Source organism: Pseudomonas agarici (genome assembly GCF_001543125.1).
In the GTDB taxonomy this organism is placed as follows: Bacteria; Pseudomonadota; Gammaproteobacteria; order Pseudomonadales; family Pseudomonadaceae; genus Aquipseudomonas; species Aquipseudomonas agarici.
Genome location: NZ_CP014135.1, coordinates 3,842,803 through 3,862,463, shown reverse-complemented (window position 1 = coordinate 3,862,463; position 19,661 = coordinate 3,842,803). Strand labels below are relative to the sequence as shown.

At 59.8% G+C, this 19,661-nt stretch carries 15 protein-coding genes; 2 read left to right on the top strand and 13 right to left on the bottom strand.

Going from position 1 to position 19,661, the window contains the following annotated elements; genetic code table 11:
* Positions 1-17: 17 nt before the first annotated feature.
* From AWM79_RS16965 to bcsQ, 7 genes are read right to left on the bottom strand one after another with little or no spacing between them, the layout of a single operon-like run.
* Positions 18-695: a cell division protein FtsQ gene (locus AWM79_RS16965; RefSeq protein ID WP_017132717.1), complete on the bottom strand. Its 678-nt coding sequence runs from the start codon at positions 693-695 to the stop codon at positions 18-20.
* Complete coding sequence (locus AWM79_RS16960; RefSeq protein ID WP_017132716.1) at positions 692-1,378, bottom strand: SGNH/GDSL hydrolase family protein; 687 nt, start codon at positions 1,376-1,378, stop codon at positions 692-694. Before AWM79_RS16960 ends, AWM79_RS16965 begins: the two co-directional genes overlap by 4 nt.
* 18 nt (positions 1,379-1,396) lie before the next feature.
* Entirely contained in the window at positions 1,397-5,287 is a 3,891-nt protein-coding gene (locus AWM79_RS16955) for a cellulose biosynthesis protein BcsC (RefSeq protein ID WP_060783346.1), read from the bottom strand.
* Positions 5,269-6,474 carry a cellulose synthase complex periplasmic endoglucanase BcsZ gene (gene bcsZ / locus AWM79_RS16950; RefSeq protein ID WP_017132714.1) on the bottom strand — a complete coding sequence of 402 codons (1,206 nt, stop codon included), beginning with the start codon at positions 6,472-6,474 and terminating at the stop codon, positions 5,269-5,271. Before bcsZ ends, AWM79_RS16955 begins: the two co-directional genes overlap by 19 nt.
* Positions 6,471-8,780, bottom strand: coding sequence for a cellulose biosynthesis cyclic di-GMP-binding regulatory protein BcsB (gene bcsB, locus AWM79_RS16945; RefSeq protein ID WP_060783345.1), 2,310 nt, complete (start codon positions 8,778-8,780; stop codon positions 6,471-6,473). The genes bcsZ and bcsB overlap by 4 nt, the downstream gene beginning before the upstream one ends.
* Positions 8,777-11,002 (bottom strand): UDP-forming cellulose synthase catalytic subunit, encoded by a 2,226-nt coding sequence (bcsA, locus tag AWM79_RS16940; RefSeq protein ID WP_060783344.1) that lies wholly within the window; start codon positions 11,000-11,002, stop codon positions 8,777-8,779. Before bcsA ends, bcsB begins: the two co-directional genes overlap by 4 nt.
* Entirely contained in the window at positions 10,999-12,138 is a 1,140-nt protein-coding gene (gene bcsQ / locus AWM79_RS16935; protein WP_060783343.1) for a cellulose biosynthesis protein BcsQ, read from the bottom strand. The genes bcsA and bcsQ overlap by 4 nt, the downstream gene beginning before the upstream one ends.
* A gap of 349 nt (positions 12,139-12,487) precedes the next feature.
* Here bcsQ and AWM79_RS16930 point away from each other — a divergent pair, with 349 nt between their 5' ends.
* On the top strand, positions 12,488-13,192 hold the full coding sequence (locus AWM79_RS16930; protein WP_060783342.1) for a hypothetical protein: 705 nt from the start codon (positions 12,488-12,490) through the stop codon (positions 13,190-13,192).
* Positions 13,193-14,353: 1,161 nt separating this feature from the next.
* Here the strand turns inward: AWM79_RS16930 and AWM79_RS16920 are convergent.
* Positions 14,354-14,629 carry a hypothetical protein gene (locus tag AWM79_RS16920; protein ID WP_017132707.1) on the bottom strand — a complete coding sequence of 92 codons (276 nt, stop codon included), beginning with the start codon at positions 14,627-14,629 and terminating at the stop codon, positions 14,354-14,356.
* A gap of 473 nt (positions 14,630-15,102) precedes the next feature.
* Here AWM79_RS16920 and AWM79_RS16915 point away from each other — a divergent pair, with 473 nt between their 5' ends.
* Positions 15,103-15,606, top strand: a complete 504-nt coding sequence (locus tag AWM79_RS16915) for a RidA family protein (protein ID WP_017132706.1) — start codon at positions 15,103-15,105, stop codon at positions 15,604-15,606.
* Here the strand turns inward: AWM79_RS16915 and AWM79_RS25050 are convergent.
* Genes AWM79_RS25050 through cyoB form a run of 5 tightly spaced genes read right to left on the bottom strand, consistent with a single transcriptional unit; the run spans position 15,601 to position 19,660 of the window.
* Entirely contained in the window at positions 15,601-15,771 is a 171-nt protein-coding gene (locus tag AWM79_RS25050) for a hypothetical protein (RefSeq protein WP_156430122.1), read from the bottom strand. The two genes, AWM79_RS16915 and AWM79_RS25050, sit on opposite strands and share 6 nt — an antisense overlap.
* A gap of 9 nt (positions 15,772-15,780) precedes the next feature.
* A complete protein-coding gene (cyoE, locus tag AWM79_RS16910) occupies positions 15,781-16,668 on the bottom strand; it encodes a heme o synthase (protein WP_060783340.1) in 888 nt (295 codons plus the stop codon).
* A gap of 10 nt (positions 16,669-16,678) precedes the next feature.
* On the bottom strand, positions 16,679-17,008 hold the full coding sequence (cyoD, locus tag AWM79_RS16905; RefSeq protein ID WP_060783339.1) for a cytochrome o ubiquinol oxidase subunit IV: 330 nt from the start codon (positions 17,006-17,008) through the stop codon (positions 16,679-16,681).
* Positions 17,009-17,635: a cytochrome o ubiquinol oxidase subunit III gene (locus tag AWM79_RS16900; protein WP_017132702.1), complete on the bottom strand. Its 627-nt coding sequence runs from the start codon at positions 17,633-17,635 to the stop codon at positions 17,009-17,011.
* 3 nt (positions 17,636-17,638) lie between these two features.
* Positions 17,639-19,660, bottom strand: a complete 2,022-nt coding sequence (gene cyoB / locus AWM79_RS16895; protein WP_060783338.1) for a cytochrome o ubiquinol oxidase subunit I — start codon at positions 19,658-19,660, stop codon at positions 17,639-17,641.
* Position 19,661: the final 1 nt, after the last annotated feature.

The window sequence follows — 19,661 nt, the reverse complement described above, 5'->3', positions numbered from 1 at the left end:
CGACAGGTGCTTCCGATTCAGTTGGACACGCTGTCCGTGGTGGTAACAAGGCGTGGCCCTGTCGACGAAGGCAACACCAGCAAGCTGTAGCGCTTGTTCGCCTCCAGCGGCCCTAGCTCGACCGCCGCGCCGACCGGCCTGTTGGCGCAGATCAACTGGACCGCCAGCGCAGCACGCGGATTGAGTTCCTGGCGGCGTGGATTGCCCGTCGCCGCCTTCTGGAACAGATCGACATCGCGCCCGGCCAGGTTGATTCGCGCGTCGGCGCACCCGGCGTCGGCGTTGAACAAGGCCAGCGACGCCTTGAGCTGGTTCGGGATATCGAAGGCTTCGTTGACCACCAATTGCCGGATGCCAGGGTGCCCGTCGTCCAGGGCAAACACCGTGGCGAAATCCCCTGCGGCAACCTGCACCTGCAACGGCACACTCTGACCGTCACGCTTGAGGGTGCCCTTGACCGGCTGGCCGCCAGGTACCGGGATAAAGTCGCTGATAGCCTTCTCACCTTCCAGCTTCAGGCTGGCCTTCGCCCCTTCCGGTATCAGTTCCAGGGCGCTGGCGGAGACGTTGACGAAGCGCAGATAGGCCGAGTCCCGTGAGGGACCGGTGGGATACAGCGCAATCTGTGCACTGAATGCGCTGGTACTCAGGACCGCGCCGAGCAGACCGCCCACGAGGCTGAAAGTCCGCTTCACTGTTTTGCTCCCTTGACCGCGTTCGCGGGCAATTCACTGATGGATTTGCCGATGGCCGCCGCCCAGGACTTGTACCCGGCAATGGTGAAGTGTTGGCCGTCGGAGGTGACCCACTCGCCTGGCTTGGAGAACTTCGTGGAATCGATATAGGTACACGGCGCAACCATATTCGCCAGGGTGCCGGACACCAGTTGGGTGCGCATCTGGTTCTTGCCGTAGCTGTTTTCATGGGTGTTGCTGCCATTCGCCTTGCCCCAGGCCGGCCCCACCCACACGCACTTGACGCCGCTGTCGGCAATCTGTTTGGTCAACGCGGTGACACTCTGGTAGGCCCAGACCTTGGGAAACGGCGTGGTCTTGTAGGAGGCCATGGTGTCCCCCATGATCAGCACCACCAGGTCCGGTTTGTCCTTGGCGATCACCGCCTTGATCGGCTGGGTATCCAAGGTGCCACGGCTCATCACCTTGATCTTCTCGCCAGGATCGCGGGTGGCGCCGCAGTCGAGCTTCAGTTTCGGCGTGACCCAGTCCGCCGGGTTGGCGCCACAGGCACCGATCGCGTGGACCTGCGCACCCTGCTGGGTGAGGTTGTCATACAGCGGGTTCATCAGTGAGTCGGGGAAGCTCATGTGGCTTTCGCCAATCACGAGCAACGTCAAACCAGCGAGCACAGAAGAAGCCATGAACCATTCCTCGTTGAATCAATTCGAATAAGGGGAGCCAAAAGGGCTGACAGGCAAGTCCATGGGGCCGCTCATGTCCTCGAAGGTGTAGCGCAGGTACAGGCCACCGATGACCTGGCGGTAATCGCTGGCGTTGTCCACGCCCAGCGAGCCGCCGAGGAAGAAGTTCGAGCCGAACTTGTATTCTCCAGCGGCGTTGAAGCTGTAGCCGATACCGGTCTTGTTTTCGCCGTCATAACGCGTCAGTCCGGCCGCCGTGGCGTTCGGTTGCAGCTCGCGATGACCGGGGAAGATAGCGGCGCTGTCCTGGCCGATATGCTGGACCCCCACCGAACTCTTGATCCGGTAGGTGAAGCGTTCGGTACGTTGTGACCAACTGACCGGCACGCCCAGGGCGAAGAACGTCTGCGGGCTGAAATAACCGCCGTGGCCGTAGGTGTAGAAGTCCTGGTTCTCGGAATAGCTCAGGGCCGAGCCACTGAGGCCGAGGGTCAGGATGCTGTCCGGGGTATTGCGCAAGTACCAGTAGACGCCGCTGCCCAACTCGAAACGGTCGTTGTCTTCGACGTTATGGCCCATCAGCCGGTGCGCCGAACCATAGCCATAGGCGCCGAATTTCTGGTTGTCGTAACCCAGTTCGCCGCGTACACCGTTGGCCGTGACGCCGCCCCATTTATCACCGGTACGCCGGTCGCGGGAGCCGGCGAACGAAGTCAGGCTGTCGGTCACTGCCCGCCGCGAAGCGCTGACGCCGTAGCTGAAATTGGAGTTAGCCTCAAAGGGCCGCTTGAGGCTGACCCCGCCAATTGGCGTGCTGTAGGTAAAGCCAAGCGGGCTGACTCCGACATCCGCCTTAAGACCTTCATCCTTGTTGCGATAGGCCACGGCCAGCCCAACGCCATTGTCTTTCTGTGAGCCGACCGACTCCAGGCCGCTGGTGCCCAAACGTGCCTGGGCGAAGCGGCCCGGGCTGCCCGAATGCAGCGAGACCGGGGTAATCTGCAACGCCATACTTGCCGTCTCGCTCCCCACGGGAATGCTGGCTTCGAACGGTGTCTCGATATCCGTCAGCTTGCCCAGGCCTTTTTCGCTGTTGTTGCTCCGCACGCTCAGTCCCTGCACCACATAAGCGCTGCGATCCTGGAGGATATCGTCCAGGGCCAGTTGCGCCGGACTCAGTCCCACTCGCGGTGCCGTATCGCGAGCGTAACTGTCGTCGAACGGATTGCCACTACCATTGGCCGCAGGCACGGCCCGGCGCCCGACTGGCGCCCGGACCGGCTGCAGATTCTCCGCACCCAGTCCCGTTGCCGGGCCATCCAGCGCCGGCGGAATCAGCGCGGCCTGGGCCAGTGCCGTGGTCTGGCGCCGCTGTCCGGCCAGCCCGACAAAGGGATTGGACGAGGCTGCCGAGCCGGCGGAAGTGACGACATAGGTGTCGCTGCGCTGGCTGTTTTCGATCTCGATGGCCTTGCGCAGCAACCGACTCGCTTCGCCGGTCCGGCCCATGCCGCGATAGATCCGCGCGGAAGCGGTCAGGGTCTGCGGCACACCCGGTTCCAGTTCGAGGGCTTTGTTCACCGAGCTTTCGGCCAGGGCATAGTCCCGGCCCTGCATGGCGATCTCGGCCAGGCCCAGTTGCAGTTTAGCGTTACCCGGATCGGCCTTGATCAGCGGCTCATAGAGCTGCCGGGCTTTGGCGACATTACCGCTGGCGGCATACATGCGTGCCAGCGAAGAGACTGCCAGGCTGTCGTTCGGGCGCTGTTGCAGGGCCGGCGACAACATATCGTAGGCGGCCACCAGATCATTCCTTTCTCGCAATCCGTCGGCCTGTTTGACCCGGTAGAGAAACACCAGGTCCTCATAGCGCTTGCTTGCGGTTTCGCTCATCGGCTGGCCCTGCAACCGGCGCAGGATGTCGCTGGCTTCGGCCTCCTGGTCAGCCTTGAGCAGCACGCCCGCATACAGTAGTTGCAGGTCCGGCGTCGAGGCGGACTTGTCCAGCAGGCCGCGCATCAGGCTCAGCGCCCGGTCCGGGTTGCCAGCTTCGGCGTAGGCACTGGCCAGTACCGCCAGTCGCTCGGCCTTGCCCTGGGCCAGTGGCTCGCAACGCGACAGCAGTGCCCAGGACTCTTCCCGCTGGCCACGACGGGCGACATCCACCGCCAGTTCGGTCTGGCTATGCAGACGGATATCCAGCTCCATCTCGTTCATGTCGGCGCTGCGTCTGGCCGCCGGAATCCGCGCCAGGGTACGTTGGGCCTTGGTCCACTCCCCCAGCTCGGCAGAGAGCAAGGTACTGGTGTACAGCGCATCCGGTTGATCGGGTTGTTGCTTGAGCAGTTCGTCGATCAGGTCGCGGGCGATCTGGGTTTGCCCGTTGCGCAGGTAGACCCGCGCCAGGGCAAAGCGCGTCCAGGGATTTTTCGGGTCGTCGGCCAGGGCTTCCTTGTAGGCTTTCTGCGCAGTACCGAGATCGCCGCGACGCTCGGCCAGCTTGGCCACCTGGATGGCCCGTAGCGCCCGAACACGCACGCTGGGCGCCAAGCGCGCCTGTTCAGTCGGCGACAACCCGTCGATCAGTTGCAGCGCCTGATCGGAGTGGCCCGCCCGCGACAGCACGGTGATCAGCCCACTCAAGGCATTCGGGTAGTTCGGCGTGCGCGCCAGCACCTGGCGATAACCGGCTTCGGCGCCCTCCAGTTGGCCGGCCTGGGCCTGCAGCCCGGCCAGCGCGGTTGGGCCAGCCGGTTCCATCGGGTTCTTGGCAATGGCCTGCTCGATCAGTTCCCGTGCCTGGGTCTGGCGCCCACTGCGCTGTGCCTCGCCGGCCTGGTCGAGAAGGATCCAATAGCGCACATCCTCAAGGGCATTTTTCCATTGGCCGCCACCGGCGGTACGGGTCGCCTGCACCAGATAGTTCTGCGCCTCGTCCAGCCGCTTCTGCTGCTGGCGCAGGATGCCCATGCCACCGAGGGCATCGTAGTCGCCGGGCTGGTCCTTGAGGCGCGCCTGTAACGCCTGCTCGGCGCCGGCCAGGTCACCCGCATCGAGGGCCTGGAGACCACGCGCGACATGGGGATCGCGCTGCCAGCCAGAGCCGCCTCGGCCCTGGGCAATACCCTTGTTCATCAGCGCACGGATTTGCATGTCGTTCGGATGCGCCTGCAAATACTGCTCGAACAACGACACCTGATCCCGCGATGGCGGGCCGAGCCAGACCAGAGCGAAGCGCCAGGTCTCGTCGGCATTCCCGCCGATATCCGGGTTATGCGACAGCCGCGCCAGCGCCCGAATACCTTCCGGACGACTGTCGGGGTTGCGCGCCAGGTGCAATGCCAGCCACAGGTCGAGGATCGCGTCATCCGGACGCTCCCGGCGCAGCCGCTCCAGCCCGCTGCGCGCCTCGGGCCAGCCACCCGTGGCGAAGCCCAGCGTGTTGTAGTATTCGCGGGCGATCAGGCCCTGCGGTTGATGGCCTTCCAACAATTGTCGATAAGCCTCGACCGCCTTGTCGCGTTCGCCCGCATCGCTTAGTTCACGGGCTTTTTCCAGCCGTTGTTGTTTGTCGGGCGAACTCAGGGCGATGTCCTGTTCAAGCTGCAACGCCAGGCGCGGCAACGGCTTGATCGCCTGCAAACGGTTCAAGTAATCCTGCGCGCCAGCCAGGCGCTGTTGCTGCACGTCGATCAGGCCCAGGCCATACAAGGCGTCAGGCTGCTCGGGTTGCAGGTTCAACAGCCGGGTCCAGGCCTCGGCGGCACGTTCGGGCTTTTCCTTGGTCTGCCAATAATAACCCTGGCGGATCAGCAGCGACTGCACGGTGTCGGTGTCGGTGTCGGTGGCGAAGCAGGCGCCGGATGCCAGGGCGGCACACACCGCCAGGGCTAGGATTTGCTGGCGCATGCGGCCTCCCAGGATACTTTCACGGTGCCGTCTTTATTGAACTGATAGCGCTTCTCGCTCCAGCCGAGGGAAAACAGGCTCAGCATCACGTGGTAATACTGGTGCTGTTGATAAGCCGGATCGGCCGGATTGCTCAAGTGCGCCAGCGCTTGGTCGACCAGGCGTTGCTGCTGGTCCGCCAGCAGCGGCAGGCCCTTGGCCCGCAGATAGGGCACCAGCGCCGCCGAGAACCCGTAGGGGCCGATTCCTTCGGTGGCGCCAGTCAGCACCTGGACCTTTTCCGGCGGCACACCGGTGGAAGCCGTGGATTGCGCCATGCCGTCGAGATTGTCGAGAATCGGCCTGGCCAGCGGGTCGGCCGGTGATGTCAGGCCGGCCCAGAGGTAGGTACGAATGGCGTCATAGCTGCCCTGGGCATTGGTGAACTTGTCCACCACGAACATGCCTTTGTTGACATCCGTGCCGCGATAGCCGATCCAGTCCGGGACAAATCCGAAGCGGTTCATGTTCTTGTCCGCGATCATCTTCGCAGTGCTTTCGGCGACTGCTTTCCACGGACCGGACGGCGTCTGCATGCTGAAACGACGCAGTAGTGGGATCGGTGTGTAGCTGGCGTTGAAACGCCATAACTGATCCGGGTGCTCATAGCCCACCGGCCCAGGCAGGAGCATCTTGCCGAGTCCGGGGATGTCGCGGATCAGGGTCTTTTCCACCGAGCCGAGGATGTGTTGCGCATCGCCCCGGTACGCCGGTTTTTTCCACAGGCGGTCGGCTTCCAGCAGTGCGTAGGCGAACCACAAATCGGCATCGCTGGCCGAGTTTTTGTCGAGCACGCCCCAGGTGCCAGTGGGCGTTGGCCCCCACAACCAACCGGGCAGGTTGCGGGCGATATCGGCACCGGCCATATTGTCACGGGTCCAGCGCCACAGTGCCTCGAAGGTTTCCGGGTCATTGGCCACCAGCGCCAGGAACATCCCGTAGGACTGACCTTCGGAACTGCTCTGGTTGGGGTCCATGCTCGATCCAAGCATGCGCCCGTCCTTCTGTACGAAACGCTGCGCGTAGCTTTTCCACAATGGCCAGTTCTGCACGCTACAACTTTCGGCATGCACCGTCGCCGAGACCAGCAGCACCAGCGGCAACAGGCTGCCCAGGCGCCGAGGCAGGAACCATCGAGCGACACTCATGACAGGCGCTTCCGCGCCCGTGAACGCAAGAACAGGAACAGCAGCACACTCACCAGTGCCAGACCGGCCACCGTCACCAGCAGCATCCACAATAAGTTCTGCGACAGGGTCCATTGCACCCGTTTGAACAGACTCAGGTAGCCGACATAGTACTGCTCGTAGGCCTCCAGCGAGGTAATCCGCTTGTCCTGCACCACCGCCAGGCTGCCCTGGATGCTGTCCTTATACTGGTCGCCACCGATCAGCGCGGCGGTCGCATCGGCCAGGCCTTCGGGCTTACCGCTGGCAATCACCACCACGCTACGCTCAGGCTTGAGCGGCGATTGGAAACCGGCCAGGTAGGTGCTGCTGTTGGCACCGCTGTAGGTTACCTGGAGGCGCGGCTTGCGCTGGTTGGCCTGGGCATCCGGGCTGATCCACTCACGCAGGCGCAAGGTCAGGTCGGAGAGGTTGAATCGATGGCTGTCGCCATGGGTACTGGCCGGCAGGCGATCAGCCCACTGCTCCAGCAGGGGTTGATTGGCACCCGAGGCGAACACTAACAGGTCCTTGTCGCTGACTGCTTGCACATCCTTGGCCTGGACCACCGTCACCGCCGTGGCCGGGTAACCGGTGGACTCGCCGAACCGGCCGAGCACCGTCAGGTAGGCGCCCCACTCTTGCGGACCGCTGCCGTCCGGCAGCACCACAGCACTCTGTGACAGGTCCGCCAAACGAGTAAACGGGAACCCGCTGTCGTTGAACACCCCCAGGTTGGGCAAGGCGATGTAGTGGTTGAAGCCACGCAGGTCGAGGCTCGAATCCGGATCGATCAGGCCGCGCATGTTGTCGATGATGATATCGCGGCATTCGCCCTGCTTGACGTAGTCGAACATAAAACGCAGTTGCAGCTGCGAGCGCGGCGACGCCACGCCCAGGGGCAACAGCACATTCGCCTCGCGGGGTAGGCTTTCATCCTTCTTGAGCAGTGCCAGCAGGTTCTCGCCGCCATCGAGGCTCTTGAGTGACGGCAATGGCATGGATTTCATGAAGGTATTGTTCAGACTTACCAGCAGTGAGGAATTCGCGGATTCCTGCTGCGGGGTGTAGCGATATTTCAGGTCCAGCGGCACACCCGCTTCGCGCCAGTTGAATAGATCGGGGGGCAAGCGCACGGGGATATTGATAGTGCCGGGGTTATAGCCGGACACACTGAGTTGCCGGGTGTCGATCAGTTCGCCCAGGCGCACCGGCCGATCGGACGGCAGCCAGTTCGGTGCGTCGTAAGGCTGGCGCGGGCTCAGCAGATCGAGATGATCGATCACAACGCTGGTACCCACCAGCGCTTTGCTGCCCACAGCCACAGCGGAAGCGGCAAGTTTGAGTTCCGCGCCATCCCGTCCGACGACGAGCAGCAGCTTGCCGTGAGGATCGTTGGGATTGCTCACCAGCGTGACGGTCGCGCCGGTGGGCGCCGGCACTTGCAGGCCGCCTAGTTGCACGGCCTCTCGGCTTTCGATCAAGACCATCGCGTTGCCCTGCTCTGGAAGCTGCCCCAGGCTGCTGGTAAAACGGGCACCTCGATAAGCCGCCAGGCCACCGATCCAAGACGACAGCGCGCCCGCCGCTTCCAGGGCAGCGTTATCCGGTGGTCGGGCAAACACCACCGGCAGGTTGACCTGCCGTGAGTCGCGGCGATCGAAGAACGGCAGCGGCAGGATCGACAGATCGTCCTTGAGCTGGATCGGCGAAACGCTGAGCTTGAGTTCCGAACTGTTGTTGATCTTGGCCCACAGGCTGCTATGGCGCGGGTCCTCGCACTGCATCGTGTAGTGCCCGATAAATTGCAGGCGCAGCCGGTTGAACTCGGTGATCAGGTGCGGCGGGATCTGGACCACTTGTTGTTGCGGCTGGCCGGCGCCCTCCTTGGGCAGCGCCAGGCTGGCGGCGACTTCGTCGTTGACCAGCACGTTGATCTGCGACAGGTCGGCGAGCAACGCCGGCGAGTAGCTGTAGCGCAGTACCAGTTGCGCACCATTGACCACTTCGTCGGCGCGGATATCGAAATTGACCCCATCGGCCGCTTCGACACCCTGCAAGTTCATGGTGTCCAGTCGGCCCAACTGCTTGAGGGTCAGGTCGCGGTTGTAGCTGCCCGCAGTCGTCTCGACCACGGGGCCGGTCGGCGCCACCACCGTATCGGCATAGGCCAGGGAGGTCATGCTGCCCAGACAGAGCACCGATGAAGCCAGTACCGACGAGGCCAGGCGCATGAACGGATGACGGGGGCCGCGAACGGCGCTGCGTGCTGAGGATGTGGTGGTCATGGCTTGTCCATAAAGGGTTCGAGCGGCTGCGAAGGAGCGGATTTGGCGACCAGACGGTCACGGGCTTGCAGGACCACGGCCTTGAGTAGGGTGCCCATGCCGAGCAGGCCGATGACACTGACTTCCCGCAGGGCCGACAACGGGGTATCGAGCTTGCCGCTGCCCCAACTACTGGCCCAGGTATCGGCGCGGGAGAAGGTCATGTGGACCAGTTCGCTTTGCTGGCGCAGGCTCAGCGGGTCGAACAGTGCGCCCACGTACTGGCCCTTGCTGAACACCACCGTGGTGTCGAACCGACTGGTACGCGAATTGCGAAACAACGACACCCGCACCCGTTCCCCCGCCGCCACCGTGGTTCCCGCCGGCAACCTGAGGCCCAGGCCGCGCTGGGAGAAGTCCTGAGTCGTGCCATAGACTTCGCAGCCATCGGCTAACTCGATCCTCACCGGCAACTCAGCCCGGACCCGTGGTTCGGCGCGCACCTGGCGGGTCTCACTGGCCACCGCGACCGCAGCACTGGTGATGATCAGGTTATAGAGCGTCCAGACACCGTTGATCAGCACCGTGATAGCAGTGTCCGCAGCCCCCCAGATCAACTGGTGGATACCGAAACCGAGGCCGGTCAGGTTCAGTGCCAGCAACACGATGTAGGGTCGGGCCAGCTTCCAATCGAAATATTCCTTGTCGATGATCCCGCCCTTGTCGGTGACGTTGAAGCCGCCAAACGTCGGCTTGACCAGTGCCATCACCACCGGCGGCATGATGTACCAGGCCAGGACCGTCTCGTAGACCTCGTTCCAGAACGAATGCCGAAAGCGCCCCTGGATGCAGGAGTTGGTCAGGTTGGAGTGGAACAGGTGCGGCAAGGCATAGGCGATGATCATCAAGGCCGAGGCGTGGAAAATCTGCGCACCGAAGATCAGATAGGCCAGCGGCGCAGTGAGGAACACCAGCCGTGGCAGGCCATAGAAAAAGTGCAGCATGGCATTGGCGTAGCAGATGCGCTGGCCGAGGTTCAGGCCCTTGCCCATCAGTGGGTTGTCGAGGCGGAAGATTTGCGCCATGCCTCGTGCCCAGCGGATCCGCTGGCTGATATGCCGCGACAGGCTCTCGGTAGCCAGGCCAGCCGCCTGGGGGATCGCCAGGTAGGCGGTGTTGTAGCCGGCGCGGTTGAGCTTGAGCGCGGTGTGGGCGTCCTCGGTCACGGTTTCGACGGCTACTCCGCCGATTTCTTCTAGCGGCTTGCGGCGCAAAATGGCGCAAGAGCCACAGAAGAACGTTGCGTTCCACAGGTCGTTGCCGTCTTGCACCAGGCCATAAAACAACTCGCCTTCGTTGGGCACGGCGCGGAAGGTGTTGAGGTTCTTCTCGAACGGGTCCGGCGAAAAGAAGAAGTGCGGTGTTTGCAACATCGCCAGCTTCGGATCCTTGAGGAACCAGCCCATGCCGATCTGCAGGAAGGACCGCGTCGGCACATGGTCGGCGTCGAACATAGCGATGTACTCGCCGTCGGTGACCTTGAGCGCTGCGTTGAGGTTGCCGGCCTTGGCCTGAACGTTGTTGTCGCGGGTGATGTAGTTGACACCGATGCTCTGGCAGAACCGGCGAAATTCATCGCGTCGACCGTCATCGAGCACATGCACCCGAAGCTTGTCTTTCGGCCAGTCCATCGCCTGCGCGGCAAAGACACTCAACTTCACGATGCTCAGGCTTTCGTTGTAGGTGGGGATGAACACATCCACCGTCGGCCATTCGCTCGGATCGCCCGCCAGCAGCACCGGGCTGCGGCGCAGCGGCCAGGCGGTCTGGACATACCCGAAGACCAACACCACCAACGCATAGATCTCGGCCAGCACCAGGCCGTAGCCGAAGAGCATGTCCAGCCAACCGTCGAAACCGAGGGTGTCAGTCAGGCGCCAGTACAGATAGCGTAGCGAGGCCACCAGCGATAGCACGATCAGCGCAAGGATCGGCAGGCGCCCCGGTAGACGCTTGATCAGCAACGCCGAACCGAAGCACAGCGCGGCGAACAGACACTGAGTGTAGAGGTCCAACGGGGCGCTGATGATGCTGGCCAACAGCAGGCCAGCGACAAGCGCGCCAGCGAGGATCAGCGCCCGGCGCAGCGTTCCAGGCCATTGGTTGAAGCGGGCCAGCCAACCGTTGAGGCGCTGTTCAGGGCGCCTCGGCAGATGAGACGTGAGATATGGATCGCGGGTCATGACAAATCGGACTCTGGCGGACCTTGCATGAGCAGTTCGCACAGCGAGCCTGCGATATCGAGGATGTCTTGGCAGCCTCGGGTGCTTGGGGTATGCGCCAGCGGCTGACGGTCGTATGCCAGTGCTTCACCGAGGAAATGATCCTGACGGATCACGCCAAGTAGCTGACTGCCTGTTCTTTTTTTCAGCACTTCACACAAGTCGAGGCTGAACTGGCGGGACGTATCCAACTGGTTGATGACGTATTTGCACTGCAACGGCTTGTCGCGCTGCAGATAGGGCGCGAGCAACCGCTCCATCTGGTTGAGACTGGTGTAGGACGCGGCATCGGCAAGAGTCACCACCACGGCGATGTCGGCGATTGCCAGAGCCTGGGCCAGGTAGACCGTCGCTCCGGGCGGTGTGTCGATGATCACCGTGTCGCGCTCGCCCAACCCAAGATCGCTCAGGTGGCGGACCAGCCACAGGGGGTCGGTACGCAGATCGTGTTCGAAATCCAGGCGTTCTTCTTCGTTGACCACTCCGTAGGCCAGACAGTGACTGGCCGAAAAATCCTCGCGAATCAACTGACGCCAGCCCTGCGGCTTCGGGTACTGCTGAGCGATGCCCAGCCACTGCTCATTACCGCCGAGATACAGGCACAGGGCATTTTGCGGGTCGAGGTCGATCGCCAGGGTACGTCCGCCGGAGCGCTTGATCGTACTCGCGAGGGCGCTGGCCAGAGTGCTCTTGCCGACCCCTCCCTTAACCGACACCACGGCGATGACCTTGGGCTTCAGGATCGGACGGACAGTGGTCGAAGCCGGGACATCGACAACAGCCGCTTCGCGCTGCTGCTCGATTTCCGCCAGCAGGCGGCTCAAGGATGTCGGGTTGCCTGAAGCCGCCGAGGCAATGGGTGAAGGCTCGACGACCGGGGTCGGACCCGGTGTTTGAGATCCGAGCAATGCCTCAACAGACAGCAACGAGGCCTCGACCGGGGGCATCGCATCCAACGGCTGTAAGTCGCTCACGCTGGTTGTCAATTGTGTGGCGGTCTCCTCGGCGTAGTCGTAGGACGGATCAATTTCCCGATAGCTCTGCGCACTTCCACCGAGCCTCTGGAACAGATTGGCGATATCGTCTGACCGGTGCATTCTGGTATCCCTTATATGCAAAAAAGCTTCAAAACCCGCATCCAAAAGGACTAGCACCAACCCTGGTAATACATTCCGTTGTTCCCCGACTACCCTCTACAAGTGATATCAATATGATGGTGTCATTATTTTGGAGTCTAATTGATTTTACTCAACAAGCAGGCCGTTATCGCCAATATTTTGGCGATCAAATTGTAAGTCATTGAATATACAGAAGGTCTTGAGTCCTTCACGAGCCACTCGCGCGCTGATCCGTGACAACGGCGCGTCGGTCCAATAGATTAGGCGCCCGGAAATGCCCACGGCATTTCGCGTCTCACACCCCGTTAAATGAAATAGCGAAATTTCGATGCCTGATTCTCATACCGATGAAGCCGTAACCTCCTTGTCCGCCAAGCACGAATACGAAAACGCGATCAATCTTTCCCAGCACGTGGCCCAGGCCAAGACCATCAGTGAAATGGTGCTCGACGCATTCCACACTTCCAAAGAAAGCGACGAGATTCGCCAATTGCGCACGGCAATCCGTCAGGCGCACGACCGTTTTGACGACGACCAAGCCTACGAACTCATGGGGCAGCTCAAGCAACTCAAGGACGCCGAGGCAGCGGATATCGCCGCATTGGAAGACCTGAGCACGAAATTCCCGATCAGCCGGATCCTCTCCTGCTACAAGGACGACCCTGCGTTCCAAGAATGGGTCTACGGTCTGGCACTCAAGGTGCTGAACCAGACTCACCAGGCGGTGAGCAACCCAAACGTCAGCAAAGGCAAGGCCACGCGCTCCAAGAAAGAAGCCGAAGTGTTCGTGATCCACAAGGACGGCAGCAGCGTCAACTTCCCGTTGCGCACGCCACGCGCCAAGGCCAACGCTGATCGCGAGGCCTACGAATTCCTGGGTTTCGCTTTTGCCGGCCATGGCGATCTGGCCGAACTGCTGAGTGAAACGTTTGTGGATAACGAAGGCAACGAGCAGCCAGCGACACGCAAGAACATCGTCGCCGCGATCCAGCGACAGACAGCATTCGCGGGCTACAGCATCGTTCAGCAGTAAACGGCGGCTGGCTTGATCGCAGCCGTGGTGTGAAAGGGTGGATTTGTTTCGAGGTACGACGTACCGGAGAATGGGTCTGCCCTTTTTGCGTTATGAATGCTTGAGCCTGCCTTGTTGAGAATAAGAGGCTCAGAAGCCTCTCATAAATTGACCTTTCAGCAGGAATAACCGAAGGAAACTCAAAGGAGCCCGGCGTATGGCATTCGACAGGAGCAGCCGCATGGGGTGCGTATCTGTATTCAGACGCAGACGGTTTCGCAAATGTGTTGAATATCGAGACGCGGCGAATAAAGCCGCGCTCGTACCTGGAACACACGAGCGCCAGCACGAATCTAGAGCAGAATTGTCGGCAGACGTTGAAACAAATCAGCCACGACTGCATTGCCCGCAGCATGCAGATAATCAATAGTCAAAACATGCCAACTACTCTGTTTTATACCCGCATGACGGCTCGCGGAGCTCATCGGCTATTGTGAATCTCAAGACGGGACTCCCTGCTTCGGAGTTCTTCAGTAACAAATTATACTCGCCCGCACTGGTTGCAACGATTTTGTAATGCGTTGCTCGTTGCATTCGATCCATGGCCTCAACCGACGGCGCCTTATAAATCTCACAAAAGCTTCCATCTACATCACACTCCGGATCAGCAACCAGGCTATCGAAGGAGATGCAAATACGCTCTGAGACACTGTCATGATAAAGGCGCCCCGATATCTCTTTATCAGTAGCCCCCTCGCTGAATAAACAGGTTATATTTCCTTTGAATGAGTAACCTTCGAACACTTCAAAGTAAGGTAGCATATTATCTGGCCACTCAAACGAGTCGACATTCCACAGCAACAAATACCTCCCCTGTAAGTCCTCGAATCTCATGAGCCATGTTCCTTGTTTGGTATGAACTTAGAACATAGCAGCGCTCGCAACACAGAACAAAATCACTGTATGAGCGACTATTTCAAATAAAGAAAAGGCAAGACGAGGGCGCAAAAAAACCCGCCGAAGCGGGTTTTTCTTTTGATCTTCCAACATCCTGTCAGAGGCCATCCTGGTCAAGTCGATCATCCCTGATCCTGCACACATCCTTGCGCAGCAGAGTTGTTTCAGATTAGGCGAGTCATTGTCGATGGCCAAGACGCGATCACCGGCATATCGTGTAAGCCTTTAGCCATAGACCAAGGCTTTTTGACCGCCTTGGCAGATTTTTCTGATGTTGACCCGCAGGACAGTGGCTTGGACGCAGGCAGCGACGACTGGCAGGCTCCGGGCAAGCGGTATGGCAACCTGAGCGCGCTTTCGAAAAAAAAAGCCAAATACCGGCAATGAGCTATTATTCTGAGAGGCCCAATCGATCTTGAGGCTACACATGGGGATGAAGTGCAACGTGGCTTTTTCCATCGGCCACAAAAAACCCGCCGAAGCGGGTTTTTTGTCGACCATTACGACATCCTGTCGCCGACCGTCCTGGCCTGGGTCATTCTTCCATGACTCTGTGCACATCCTTGCGCAGCAGCGATGGGTAAAGATTAAGCCCTGCGACAAGGGAGCAACAGAGGAGATCCCGGTGTCTGTCTGTAAGCCTTTTGCCATACCCCGCGACCCCGGCTGCAAACACCGTTGCATCCCTTTTGCGGATGATATCGTCCACCGATTATCCAGCGATGAGAACAGTGGTGATTTCCACGTGACTCTGATATACCGCGATCTTCAAGAGAAAAATGTTGGATCTACTGGCCTGTACAGTTAGCTCGGATGTCAGCAGTCCATGGCCAAGGCGCTGTGACGAGTCATAGCTGAACTATGGCGAAGAACAGCAACACGGCTCAGCGGCTTCTGGCGCCGAAACTGACTCACAGAAGTAGCTACACAGGCCACTAGACACGTCTAGATAAGGCATGGAGCCTCTGCTCTCAATGGAAGTGAAACTCATGTCAGCTGATGAACGATTTATCACGCTCGCCAACGAGCTGGGCTATGACATTTATGCTGAAAATACCCTCGATGACTATTGCTCCCCGGTCCTGCGCCGTCACGACGAGGTATACGCCAGCGGGCTGCTTCCATTGCTCGGCAATATGCTTATCTTTCCGGGACGCGTGGGGGCTGATCTAAGCGTTGCAGAAGGCCATCAAGCGGCCAAAATCACTGCCATGCACGGGCTGGCCCTGATCCTCCAGACCATCGGTTCACTGGACCGAATCAGGGCCCTCGCCAGGGTGACGGTCTACGTCAGATCGACAGAAAACTTCACCGGCCTCCTCGAAGTCGCCAACGGTGCTTCGGAAATTTTCCGCAACGTATTGGGCGAACTCGGCAAACACACCCGAACGACGATTGGGGTGTATCAGCTTCCCGAAAACGCCGCTGTGCAGATAGATATAGTCGCCTCAGTGGACGGGAAAGCTCGCCTGTTATAAGACTTCGCTCTCACCATCTTCCAGAGTCATCGGCTGAGCAGCCGCAGCCGGCTCGCCCTCGATCCCGGCATCGATCGTCTCATCTCCCACCGCCTTTACACACTTGAGCAAGAGATGGAAAGGCAAAAAAAACCGCTCATCTTCCGAAGGCGGTTTTTTTGTCATGTGGGTCACTCAGTGTGCGTAAGTCAGCAACAACTCGGTCGGCACCTTGAAATCCAGGGACATCATCACGCTCAGCGCGGTAATGGTGAAGATCGAGAACACGAACAGCTTGCGTGCCCAGACCGTATCATCCACCGCCTTGTAACCGGTCCAAGCCATGTACAACCAGTACATACCCATGGCCGCGGCTACAGCCAGATAGCTCATGCCGGCATAACCACTGAAGGTCAGCATCAGCGTCGCGCCGAGAAAGGCCAGAATGTAGAGCAGGATGTGCTTCTTGGCCACCAGGATCCCACGTTTCACCGGCAACACCGGAATCGATGCGGCCAGATAATCGTTGAAACGGAAGATCGCGATCGCATAGGAATGCGGCATCTGCCACAAACTGAACATCACCAGTAGCGTCAGCGCCGCCATGTCGAAGCTATTGCTCACCGCCACGTAGCCGATCACCGGCGGCATCGCCCCCGACAGACTACCGATCAGCGTGCCGTGAACCGACTTGCGCTTGAAGTACAGGCTGTAGAAACCGACGTAGATGATAAAGCCGATCACCGCGAACAGCGCCGCCAGCGGGTTGGCGATGCGATACAACAGGACCACGCCGACCACGCCGAGAACGGTCGCGTAGACCAATGCCAGTTTCAGGGAGATAAGCCCCTGGACCAGCACCCGGTTCTTGGTGCGCTCCATCTTCAGGTCGATGTCGCGGTCGATGCAGTTGTTGAACACGCAACCGGAAGCCACTACCAACGAAGTGCCGATCATGGCGGCCAGGAAGATAGCCAGATCGACATGCCCCTTGGACGCCAGGAAGAAACCACCTGCCACAGAAAGCACGTTACCGAAAATGATCCCCGGTTTGGTGATTTGGATAAAGTGCTTGAGCGACATCAGGTCTACCTCACTTCGCCATCATGACGGCGTGGATGCTGAACATGATCCACAGTGACAGACCTACCAGCAGGACAATCACCAGCGCCGCGAAGATAAACGCAATCACGTTGTTACGCTGTGCGGCGGAACGGTCAAGATGCAGGAAGTACACCAGGTGCACCAGCACTTGGATCACGGCAAAGATCAACACGATCCACAGGGTCATGGCCTTCGGCAGCGACGGGTACATCACCAGGCCGAACGGGATGGCAGTCAGGATGATCGACAGGACAAAGCCGATCATGTACGACTTCACGCTGCCGTGGTTGGCATCACTGGAATGGTGTGCATTAGCCATTTACAGGGTCCCCATCAGGTAAACAACGGTGAATACACAGATCCACACGACGTCCAGGAAGTGCCAGAACAGACTCAGGCAGCTCAGGCGAGTGGTGTTGGTCGGCGTCAGGCCTTTTTTCCAGACCTGATACATCATCACGGCCATCCAGATCAGGCCGCTGGTGACATGCAGACCATGGGTCCCGACCAGGGTGAAAAATCCGGACAGAAAGCCGCTGCGGTTCGGACCATAGCCTTCTTCGATCAGCTTGTGGAACTCGTTGATTTCCATGCCGATGAAGCCCAGGCCGAACAGGAAGGTGATCGCCAACCAGCCCAGCACCTGGCTTTTCTTACCCTTGAACAACGCCAGCATGGCGAAGCCGTAGGTGATCGAACTGAGCAACAGGCAGGCGGTTTCAGCCAGCACGTATGGCAGTTCGAAGATATCGTGGCCCGACGGGCCACCCGCTACGTTGTTAACCAGTACCGCGTAAGCGGCGAAGATCGACGCAAACAGGATGCAGTCGGTCATCAGGTAGAGCCAGAAACCGAATACGGTCATCTCGCCCGAGTCATGGTGATGGTCATCGTGCCCATGGTCATGACCATGGGCGTGTCCAGCATGAGTCACTGCATTCGACATGGTTTAAGCCTTTTCCAACGAGGTTTCAACACGAGCACCGGCCGCAATAGCCTTGGCCTCTACCAGCACTCTGTGCTGCTCGGCCTCGATGCGTTCGATAGTCTCTACCGGCACCATGTAGCCCTGATCGTCACGAGCGGCATGGATAATGAAATAAATCACGGTACCGGCCAGGCCAAAGATGGCCATCCACCAGATATGCCAGATCATCGCGAAACCGAAGACGGTCAACAGCGCGCCCATGACCAGACCGGTGGCGGTATTGTTGGGCATATGGATCGGCTGGTAGCGTTTTGGAACCGAGTACGCGGTGCCGTTTTCCTTGGCTTCGGTGAAGGCGTCGACCCCATCGGCTTTCGGCAGTTCGGCGAAGTTGTAGAACGGCGGTGGCGAAGAGGTCGACCACTCCAGGGTATGGCCATTCCATGGGTCGCCGGTCACGTCCAGGTTCTGCTTGCGATCACGCACACTGACGTAGATCTGGATCAGTTGCGAAGCGATACCGAAGGCGATCAGGACCGCGCCGAACAGCGCGACGTACAGGTACGGTATCCACTCAGGGTTGGTGCTGGCGTTCAGGCGACGGGTCATGCCCATGAAGCCCAGTGCATAGAGCGGCATGAACGCGACGAAGAAGCCCGAGATCCAGAACCAGAACGCCGCCTTGCCCCAACCTTCGTGCAGCTTGAAGCCGAACGCTTTCGGGAACCAGAAGCTGAAGCCGGCAATGTAGCCGAATACCGCGCCGCCGATGATCACGTTGTGGAAGTGCGCGATCACGAACAGGCTGTTGTGCAGGACAAAGTCAGCGCCCGGAATGGCCAGCAGTACGCCGGTCATGCCGCCAATGGCGAAAGTCACCATGAAGCCCAGGGTCCACAGGACCTGGCTGGTGAAACGCAGACGACCACGGTAGATGGTGAACAGCCAGTTGAATAGCTTCACCCCCGTCGGGATCGAGATCAGCATGGTGGCCAGGCCGAAGAAGGCGTTGACGTTGGCACCTGAACCCATGGTGAAGAAGTGGTGCAACCAGACCATGAAACCCAACACCGAGATCGCGCCACTGGCATAGATCATCGAGTGGTGGCCGAACAGCTTCTTGCCGGAGAAAGTCGAGATGACTTCGGAGAAAACCCCGAACGCCGGCAGGATCAGGATGTATACCTCGGGGTGACCCCAGGCCCAGAACAGGTTGACGTACATCATCGGATTGCCACCCAGTTCATTGGTGAACACGTGGAAATCCATATAGCGATCAAGCGTCAGCAAAGCCAGGGTAGCGGTGAGGATCGGGAACGAAGCGACGATCAGTACGTTGGCCCAGGTGCAGGTCCAGGTGAAAATCGGCATGTCCATCAGCTTCATGCCAGGGGTACGCATTTTCAGCACGGTAGCCAAAAAGTTTACCCCGGTCAGCGTCGTACCCAGCCCTGATAGCTGTAGCGCCCAGATGTAGTAATCGACCCCCACGCCCGGACTGTATTGCAAGCCCGACAGCGGCGGATAGGCGACCCAACCAGTCTTGGCGAATTCGCCGACACCCAGGGAAACGTTGATCAGCACCACACCGGATACCAGCAGCCAGAAGCTCAAGGAGTTCAGGAATGGGTAGGCGACGTCACGCGCGCCGATCTGCAGCGGCACGACGATGTTCATCAGGCCGGTGAAGAATGGCATCGCCATGAAGATGATCATGATCACACCGTGGGCGGTGAAAATCTGATCATAGTGATGAGGTGGCAAGTAGCCCGGCGAACCTTCGGTGGCCATGGCCAACTGGGTCCGCATCATGATGGCGTCGGAGAAGCCGCGCAACAGCATGATCATGGCCACGACGATGTACATGACACCGATCTTTTTGTGGTCGACGGACGTCAGCCACTCAGACCACAGATAGGTCCACTTCTTGAAGTAGGTGATCGCCGCGAACAACGCCAGACCACCGAGGGCGATCACGGCAAGGGTCACCATGACAATCGGCTCGTGGAACGGCACCGCTTCCCAACTTAATTTACCAAACATC

Excerpts from the sequence above, each read along its gene's own strand:
- bcsZ (WP_017132714.1), bottom strand. The coding sequence starts at position 6,474 with ATGAGTGTCGCTCGATGGTTCCTGCCTCGGCGCCTGGGCAGCCTGTTG.
- AWM79_RS16920 (WP_017132707.1), bottom strand. The coding sequence starts at position 14,629 with ATGGTCGACAAAAAACCCGCTTCGGCGGGTTTTTTGTGGCCGATGGAA.
- AWM79_RS16900 (WP_017132702.1), bottom strand. The coding sequence starts at position 17,635 with ATGTCGAATGCAGTGACTCATGCTGGACACGCCCATGGTCATGACCAT.
- bcsA (WP_060783344.1), bottom strand. The coding sequence starts at position 11,002 with ATGACCCGCGATCCATATCTCACGTCTCATCTGCCGAGGCGCCCTGAA.
- AWM79_RS16915 (WP_017132706.1), top strand. The coding sequence starts at position 15,103 with ATGGAAGTGAAACTCATGTCAGCTGATGAACGATTTATCACGCTCGCC.
- cyoD (WP_060783339.1), bottom strand. The coding sequence starts at position 17,008 with ATGGCTAATGCACACCATTCCAGTGATGCCAACCACGGCAGCGTGAAG.
- cyoB (WP_060783338.1), bottom strand. The coding sequence starts at position 19,660 with ATGTTTGGTAAATTAAGTTGGGAAGCGGTGCCGTTCCACGAGCCGATT.
- AWM79_RS25050 (WP_156430122.1), bottom strand. The coding sequence starts at position 15,771 with ATGACAAAAAAACCGCCTTCGGAAGATGAGCGGTTTTTTTTGCCTTTC.
- cyoE (WP_060783340.1), bottom strand. The coding sequence starts at position 16,668 with ATGTCGCTCAAGCACTTTATCCAAATCACCAAACCGGGGATCATTTTC.
- bcsB (WP_060783345.1), bottom strand. The coding sequence starts at position 8,780 with ATGACCACCACATCCTCAGCACGCAGCGCCGTTCGCGGCCCCCGTCAT.
- AWM79_RS16930 (WP_060783342.1), top strand. The coding sequence starts at position 12,488 with ATGCCTGATTCTCATACCGATGAAGCCGTAACCTCCTTGTCCGCCAAG.
- AWM79_RS16955 (WP_060783346.1), bottom strand. The coding sequence starts at position 5,287 with ATGCGCCAGCAAATCCTAGCCCTGGCGGTGTGTGCCGCCCTGGCATCC.
- AWM79_RS16960 (WP_017132716.1), bottom strand. The coding sequence starts at position 1,378 with ATGGCTTCTTCTGTGCTCGCTGGTTTGACGTTGCTCGTGATTGGCGAA.
- bcsQ (WP_060783343.1), bottom strand. The coding sequence starts at position 12,138 with ATGCACCGGTCAGACGATATCGCCAATCTGTTCCAGAGGCTCGGTGGA.